Annotated in this window: 6 protein-coding genes and 1 pseudogene; 1 reads left to right on the top strand and 6 read right to left on the bottom strand. The window is 68.7% G+C overall.

All coding sequences use genetic code 11. From position 1 onward, the window contains the following. Nucleotides 1–218 precede the first annotated feature (218 nt). Together AQJ27_RS15015 and AQJ27_RS15010 are read right to left on the bottom strand one after the other, a co-directional pair. Nucleotides 219–1,115 carry a DUF3558 family protein gene (locus tag AQJ27_RS15015; protein WP_079064985.1) on the bottom strand — a complete coding sequence of 299 codons (897 nt, stop codon included), beginning with the start codon at nucleotides 1,113–1,115 and terminating at the stop codon, nucleotides 219–221. 147 nt (nucleotides 1,116–1,262) lie between these two features. Further along, nucleotides 1,263–2,099, bottom strand: a complete 837-nt coding sequence (locus AQJ27_RS15010; RefSeq protein ID WP_067367707.1) for a hypothetical protein — start codon at nucleotides 2,097–2,099, stop codon at nucleotides 1,263–1,265. Between the two features lie 213 nt (nucleotides 2,100–2,312). Here AQJ27_RS15010 and AQJ27_RS15005 point away from each other — a divergent pair, with 213 nt between their 5' ends. Beyond that, complete coding sequence (locus AQJ27_RS15005; protein ID WP_067367703.1) at nucleotides 2,313–3,506, top strand: RtcB family protein; 1,194 nt, start codon at nucleotides 2,313–2,315, stop codon at nucleotides 3,504–3,506. A 252-nt stretch (nucleotides 3,507–3,758) separates the two neighbouring features. Here AQJ27_RS15005 and AQJ27_RS60800 read toward each other — a convergent pair. The 4 genes and pseudogenes from AQJ27_RS60800 to AQJ27_RS14990 form a co-directional block, all read right to left on the bottom strand. Next, nucleotides 3,759–3,951 (bottom strand): annotated as a pseudogene (locus AQJ27_RS60800) (hypothetical protein); the annotation flags it as partial. Between the two features lie 133 nt (nucleotides 3,952–4,084). Beyond that, a complete protein-coding gene (locus AQJ27_RS15000) occupies nucleotides 4,085–5,335 on the bottom strand; it encodes a tyrosine-protein phosphatase (RefSeq protein ID WP_067367699.1) in 1,251 nt (416 codons plus the stop codon). A 37-nt stretch (nucleotides 5,336–5,372) separates the two neighbouring features. Then, the gene (locus tag AQJ27_RS14995; protein WP_201264342.1) at nucleotides 5,373–5,579 is read right to left on the bottom strand and encodes a hypothetical protein; all 207 of its coding nucleotides are present in this window, start codon (nucleotides 5,577–5,579) and stop codon (nucleotides 5,373–5,375) included. After that, nucleotides 5,579–6,355 carry an SDR family NAD(P)-dependent oxidoreductase gene (locus AQJ27_RS14990; RefSeq protein ID WP_067367695.1) on the bottom strand — a complete coding sequence of 259 codons (777 nt, stop codon included), beginning with the start codon at nucleotides 6,353–6,355 and terminating at the stop codon, nucleotides 5,579–5,581. Before AQJ27_RS14990 ends, AQJ27_RS14995 begins: the two co-directional genes overlap by 1 nt. Between the last annotated feature and the right edge of the window lie 21 nt (nucleotides 6,356–6,376).

Below are 6,376 nucleotides of genomic sequence, written 5' to 3'. Positions count from 1 at the left end.
GAGAATCCGGTGCATTCGTGTGAGCTGGATTGGCGCGGCCACCTGTACTCCCCTCTCCTTGCGTGTTGTTGCGCGCAACAGGGTGGCACATGTGTACGGCGCACGGGCGGCCGGTATGCCAGGAGTCCGGCCCGCGAGGTGACCGGACTCCTTCAAATGCCCTGCTGGGCGGGCGAGTTGCGCGCAGACGCCCGTTGAATGTCAGTACTTCTCGAATGTCAGTTCTTCTTGGTGGCCGACGCCGAGGCCGAGGGCTTGGAGCTGGCCGACGCCGACGGGGAGGCCGACTTCGACGGGCTCGCGGACTTGGAGGGGGAGGCCGACTGCGACGGGGCCGTGGTCGCCCGGCTGCCGTCCTGGTTCGCGGAGGCCACGGCGGCCACCGCCTCCTTGGCGGCCTTCTCCGCGGCCTTCGTCAGGTCGTCCGCGCTGGGGGCCTTGTCGCCGGCCAGACCGGCGCCGTTGTAGTCGAGCGTGACGACGACGTTCTCGACGCGCGTCACGACCGTCTGCTGCTTGAAGGAGCCTTCCTTCTTCTTCAGGCCGTAGCGCACCGCCGTCGACGCGTCGCCGATCCCGGAGACCGGCTCCGACCGGGCGCCCGTGGCGCCGGTCACCGTCTGCGCGTCCTTGACCTGCTTGTCGTAGTAGGTCTGCGCGAGCTGGTTGCCCTCACCGCGGGTCGCGTCCGAGTCAAAACGCAGCAGGGAGACGTTCAGCCAGCGGAACTGGGAACCCTTGACGCCCTTGTTGTCGAGGCTGTTCCAGGAGCAGCTGCTGCGGTCCTTCGCGTCGTCCGACTTGCCCGACTTGGCGGACTTCAGGCCCTTCGGTACGAGTTCGCCCAGCGTCTTCTTCGAGAATACCGAGCAGGGGGCAGGCAGCGTCGCGTACGCGGCCGGCTTGACGGCGTCGGCGGAGGTGCTCGGGGACGCGGACGAGGTCGCGGCCGTGCCCTTCTGGGCGGCGTTGTCGGCGCTCGAACCCGATCCCGAGCCGGAGCCGGAGTCCGAGGAACAGCCGGCGGCGGCGAGTACCACCGGGACGGCGGCTGCGCTGACAAGGATGCGGGTGAGTCGCGGGGCTCGGCCTACTCGCTGTGCTGGTCGGTGCATGGTTCCTTCACTCGTGGCGCTCGTGGTGCGACCGCACATGGCTTGTGCGACCGGTCGGGTCCGAGGGGCCACGGTACGCGGTGAGGCAGCCGTGCGTTTCCTGTTCGAGGGGTTCGCGTGGGGTGCCCCCGCGCCCCGGCGGACCCGCTAGCCGTTGAGCCGGTCGACGAGCTTCTGTGCCAGATTCCGGGCCTTGTCCTGCATTTCTTCGCTGTCCGGGGTGCCGGTGGAAGCGGTCGGCTGCTCGGCGTACTCGATCCTCACGATCACGTTGGACGTGCGGAACACCACAGTCACGGTGCGCTGCTGGGCCGTCGAGGTGCCGGAGTTGAGTTTGTCGTTGAGGAACGCCTCGTCGCCCAGGCTGCTGAGCTTGCGGGGCTGGAGGTCGGCAGGAGTCTCGCTCGGGCCGGCCGAGGTCGAGGCGGAGGCGGAGGCGGTCGAGGAGGCGGTCGAAGAGGCGGACGTGGAGGGGGTCGCCGAGGGGGTGGAGGTGGCGGAACCGGTGTCGGACGGCGTCGCCGAAGGGGAGGCCTCGGGGAGGTTCGCCGCGGTCTCCTCGGTCGCGTAGATGTCCTGGGCGCGGGAGTCGTCGCTCACCGTGTTGTCGTACGAGACCACGCGCTCGAAGTCGACGCTGAGATGGTCGGTGGCGTCCGTGGAGTCCACTTTCCAGCCGCAGCCGACGCGACGGTCGGTGTCGTAGGTGAGGGTGGCCTGGCCCTCGTACGCCGTGTCGCGCTGGTCCTGGTCGGTGATCTGCTTGATGCCGGGCAGCAGCGAGTCGAGGCTGTCGTGGCTCACCGCGGCGCAGGCCTCCGGGAGCGTGCGGTACTTGCCCGGCTGGGCGGCCGGGGTGTTCACGCTGACGTCGCCCGGCTTGGGGTCGGCCGCCGTGCCGTCGCTTGCCGAACCTCCGGTGCAGCCGGCCAGCAGAGCCGCGAGGAGCGCGGCGATGCCGGGGACGTACGCCTTCCGCTGCACGGTCGGGCTCCTCTCGACGGCTCCCGGGGCCTGTGGCCGGGATGCTCTGTGGTGCTGTCCTGTGGTTATTCGGTTGCCGCGCGGGGGCGGCCCCTGCAGACAATGTGTATCGCACGCACAGCCGTGGACGCCGGTCCGTTGTCCCATACGTCGACCTTGGTGCGGGTTTTGCGTTCTATGACTTTTGTTGTTTGTCGGGGGAATGAGGATGTTATGTCGTACGTAGAGATACCGGGCGCCAAGGTGCCCATCCGCATGTGGACGGACCCGGCGTCGGTCGAGGACGTGGCCCTGCGCCAGCTCCAGAACGTGGCCACGCTCCCGTGGATCAAGGGGCTCGCCGTCATGCCGGACGTCCACTACGGCAAGGGCGCGACGGTCGGCTCGGTCATCGCCATGCGTGACGCGGTGTGTCCGGCGGCGGTGGGGGTCGACATCGGCTGCGGGATGTCTGCCGTCAAGACGTCGCTCACCGCCAATGATCTGCCGGGGGATCTTTCGCGGCTTCGGTCGAAGATCGAGCAGGCGATTCCGGTGGGGCGGGGGATGCACGACTCGCCGGTCGAGCCGGGCGGCTTCCATGGGCTGGCGACGAGTGGGTGGGACGACTTCTGGGGGCGGTTCGATGGCATCGCCGAAGCGGTCAAATTCCGTCAGGAACGTGCCACTAAGCAGATGGGATCGCTCGGATCGGGAAATCATTTCATCGAGGTCTGCACAGATACGACCGGTTCCGTCTGGCTGATGCTGCACTCCGGTTCGCGCAACATCGGCAAGGAACTGGCCGAGTACCACATCGGCGTCGCCCAGAAGCTTCCGCACAACCAGGGGCTGGTCGACCGTGACCTCGCGGTCTTCGTCGCTGACACGCCGCAGATGGCGGCGTACCGCAACGACCTTTTCTGGGCGCAGGAGTACGCGAAGTACAACCGCACTCTGATGATGGCGCTCCTGATTGACGTGATCCGCAAGGAGTTCAAGAAGGCGAAGCCGACCTTCGAGCCGGAGGTCAGCGCGCATCACAATTACGTCGCCGAGGAGCGGTACGACGGAATGGACCTGCTTGTCACCCGCAAGGGCGCGATCCGCGCGGGCTCCGGCGAGTACGGGATCATCCCGGGCTCGATGGGCACGGGTTCGTACATCGTGAGGGGACTCGGCAACGAGAAGTCCTTCAACTCGGCGTCGCACGGCGCGGGCCGGCGCATGAGCCGCAACGCGGCGAAGCGCAAGTTCTCGACGCGGGACCTGGAGGAGCAGACGCAGGGCGTCGAGTGCCGTAAGGACTCCGGCGTCGTGGATGAGATCCCGGGTGCGTACAAGCCGATCGAGCAGGTCATCGAGCAGCAGCGCGACCTCGTGGAGGTCGTCGCGAAGCTGAAGCAGGTCGTCTGCGTGAAGGGCTAGAAGCGGCGATGGGCGTGGCGGACATTCGCCGCGCCCATCATGAACCGGTTGGTCCGGCAGTCCTATTGCGCGTGCAGCAGTTTCCAGCGGCGAACCTGGCAGGCGCTCCAGGAGTAGTCCAATTCGGCTGCTGCATGGGCAATGGTCGGGGCGGCGAGCAGGACCCGGTCCATTTCGTGGGTCCACTCGATGCGCGGCGGCCTGGGCTTGGAGCCGGCTGGGCGAGTCCATGCCGCGACGTCCTCTGCGGACGACGCGTGGCGGAGTGATCGTTTTCGACTTGCGGCCGTAGGGCAGACCGAGTTGGTTGAGTTTGGTCCGGGCGCGTCAACTCCTGAAATCTGCGCAAGAGGTCGGTGTCCCGCACGTTGATCTCGACGGTCAGTCGCCCTCGCTGCCTTGACTGCTGGGAGAGATGCCCGTCGGCCTGCAAAAATCCGAACATGTAGGCGTCTTGGTCAGGCCCTCGGGCGGGATGGCAGTCCCGGCCGAGGGCCGTTGTGTTTGATGTTGTGGCGCGAGCCCAGGTCGGGAGTTCTGGGGTCGTATGGGTGATCTATGCGGTTCACCCTTGTGAGTTAGTGGAGGCGTTTCTCCAGGAGGGTCACCGCGTAGGGGGTGCCCAGGCCGCCGTCCTTGGCGGTCTGTTCGCCCACGACCGTGTAGCCGGCTGCTTGGTAGTACTCGCGCAGGCGGGGGTTGGTGGAGAGGCAGTCCAGGCGGGACAGCGGGCGGCCCGCGGCTGCGATGCGGCGTTCCGCCTCCGCCAGCATGTGGCGGCCCGCTCCGGGCGGTGCCACGCGGCGGTCGGTCATCAGGCGGTGGATGTAGGCGGCGGTGGGCGGTTGGGGACCCCAGGCGGCCGGGTCGTCCCACCAGAGTTCCCAGGCGCCCGCCACCTGGTCGTTCAGGAGGGCCAGCCAGACTTCGCCCTCCGCCAGGCGGGTGCGGAAGTGGGGTTCGGTGAGTTGGCCGGGCTTCCACTGGTCGATCCCGTGCGCGGTCTGCCAGTGGGCTGCCTCGTCCCGGAGGCGGACCAGGGTGGGGATGTCCGTCTCGGTCGCCCGGCGGAAGGTGAGGGGGGAGGGGGGTTCGAGGAGGTGTGCGCGGAGGGCCGAGGCGAAGGTCGGAGGCAGGCCCAGGGTCTCGGTGACGTAGGACTCGACCGACCCGTAGCGGGACTTCAGGTCCGACAGAAATCCGGTCATGATCCCGGCGGGGGCCGTGCCGTACGCCGGCCACAGGAGATCGCGGTCGGGGTTGTCGGCGCGCCAGTCCGCCACCAGGAGGGGCGTGGCACGTTCCGTGAGGGTGAAGTCGTCGGTGATCGTCCGCTCGGGGACGCCCAGGAGGGACAGGACCAGCGCCGCCACCAGGCCCGTGCGGTCCTTGCCCGAGGCGCAGTGGAAGACCAGGGGGGTGTCCGATTCGGCCGCTGCCCCGATCAGTCGCAGTGTCTCGCGGATTTCCTTGGTGCCGTCCTCGGCGACCTCCGCGTAGCGGGCCGCCAGGTAGGGGCCGGGGGCGACGGACGGGGGCAGTGCCGCCTGGTCGTACGGGCGGTGTTCGATGCTCTGGTTGTGGTACGTGAGGGAGGGATGCTCCGGGACGCGGCCCTTCGCGTCGATCTCCCAGGGGTAGCGGAGGTCCACGACCGTGCGGATGCCGAGGGAGAGGAAGAGATCCCAGTCCTGCGTCCCGGGGGTCAGTTTGCCGAGCGAGTCCGCGCGGTACAGGCGGGAGCGGCGGACCGTACGGCCGTCCGCGGTGGTGTATCCGCCCAGGTCGCGGAAGTTGTGCAGACGGGCGAAGAGTATGTGTCTGTTCACGTCGCGGCAGCGTACGGCGGACGTACGGCTGCCGCGATCACTTTGCGTGGGATATCGCGTAGATCATGACGAAGGCCACGATGTGGATGCCGAAGAGGAAGTACGCGAGGTACCACCAGACGTAGCGCTGGTTCTTCTTCTCCGCGGCGAGGTGGCGGCGCTCCGCGGAGGGCGCGTCCGACGTCTCGTCCGGCGTCTGGTCCGGCGCCTCGATCGGTATCCCGTCCGGCATCCCCTCCGGCATCACAGTTCCCGGTGGACCTTGGTGTTCGACGCCTGGGCGCGGGGGCGGACGACGAGGAGGTCGATGTTGACGTGGCTGGGGCGGGTGACGGCCCAGGTGATGGTGTCGGCGACGTCGTCGGCGGTCAGTGGCTCGGCCACGCCCGCGTAGACCTTGGCCGCCTTCTCCGTGTCGCCGCCGAAGCGGGTCAGCGCGAACTCGTCCGTCTTGACCATGCCGGGCGCGATCTCGATGACCCGGACCGGCGTTCCGACGATCTCCAGGCGGAGGGTCTCGGCGAGGACGTGTTCGGCGTGCTTGGCGGCGACATAGCCCCCGCCGCCCTCGTACGTGCCGTGCCCCGCCGTCGACGACAGCACGACGACCGTGCCGTCGCCGCTCGCGGTGAGCGCCGGGAGCAGGGCCTGGGTGATGTTCAGGGTGCCGATGACGTTCGTCTCGTACATCTGTCGCCACTCGGCCGGGTCGCCGGTCGCGACCGGGTCGGCGCCCAGCGCGCCGCCCGCGTTGTTGACCAGGACACCGATCGTCTTGAAGGCGCCGGCGAACTCCTCGACCGCCGCGCGGTCCGTGACGTCCAGCGCGTACGCGGTCGCCTGGTGGCCCGTCGCGTTGATCTCCTCGGCCAGTGCCTCGATGCGGTCCTTGCGGCGGGCGGTCAGCACGACGCGGTAGCCGGCCGCGGCGAGCTGCCGGGCCGTCGCCGCGCCGATACCGCTGCTCGCGCCGGTGACGACGGCGATACGGGAGGAGGCGGAGGGCGCGGCGGACGTCATGGGTTGCTCCTAGGACGTGGC

The organism is Streptomyces olivochromogenes, from assembly GCF_001514115.1.
GTDB lineage: Bacteria > Actinomycetota > Actinomycetes > Streptomycetales > Streptomycetaceae > Streptomyces > Streptomyces olivochromogenes.
Note: the sequence above shows the minus strand (reverse complement) of the source record. Positions and strands in the feature narration are given on the sequence as shown.

Bases quoted from the DNA above. Each gene is read 5' to 3' on its own strand.
- AQJ27_RS15015 (WP_079064985.1), bottom strand. From the start codon at position 1,115: ATGCACCGACCAGCACAGCGAGTAGGCCGAGCCCCGCGACTCACCCGC.
- AQJ27_RS15005 (WP_067367703.1), top strand. From the start codon at position 2,313: ATGTCGTACGTAGAGATACCGGGCGCCAAGGTGCCCATCCGCATGTGG.
- AQJ27_RS14995 (WP_201264342.1), bottom strand. From the start codon at position 5,579: ATGCCGGAGGGGATGCCGGACGGGATACCGATCGAGGCGCCGGACCAG.
- AQJ27_RS14990 (WP_067367695.1), bottom strand. From the start codon at position 6,355: ATGACGTCCGCCGCGCCCTCCGCCTCCTCCCGTATCGCCGTCGTCACC.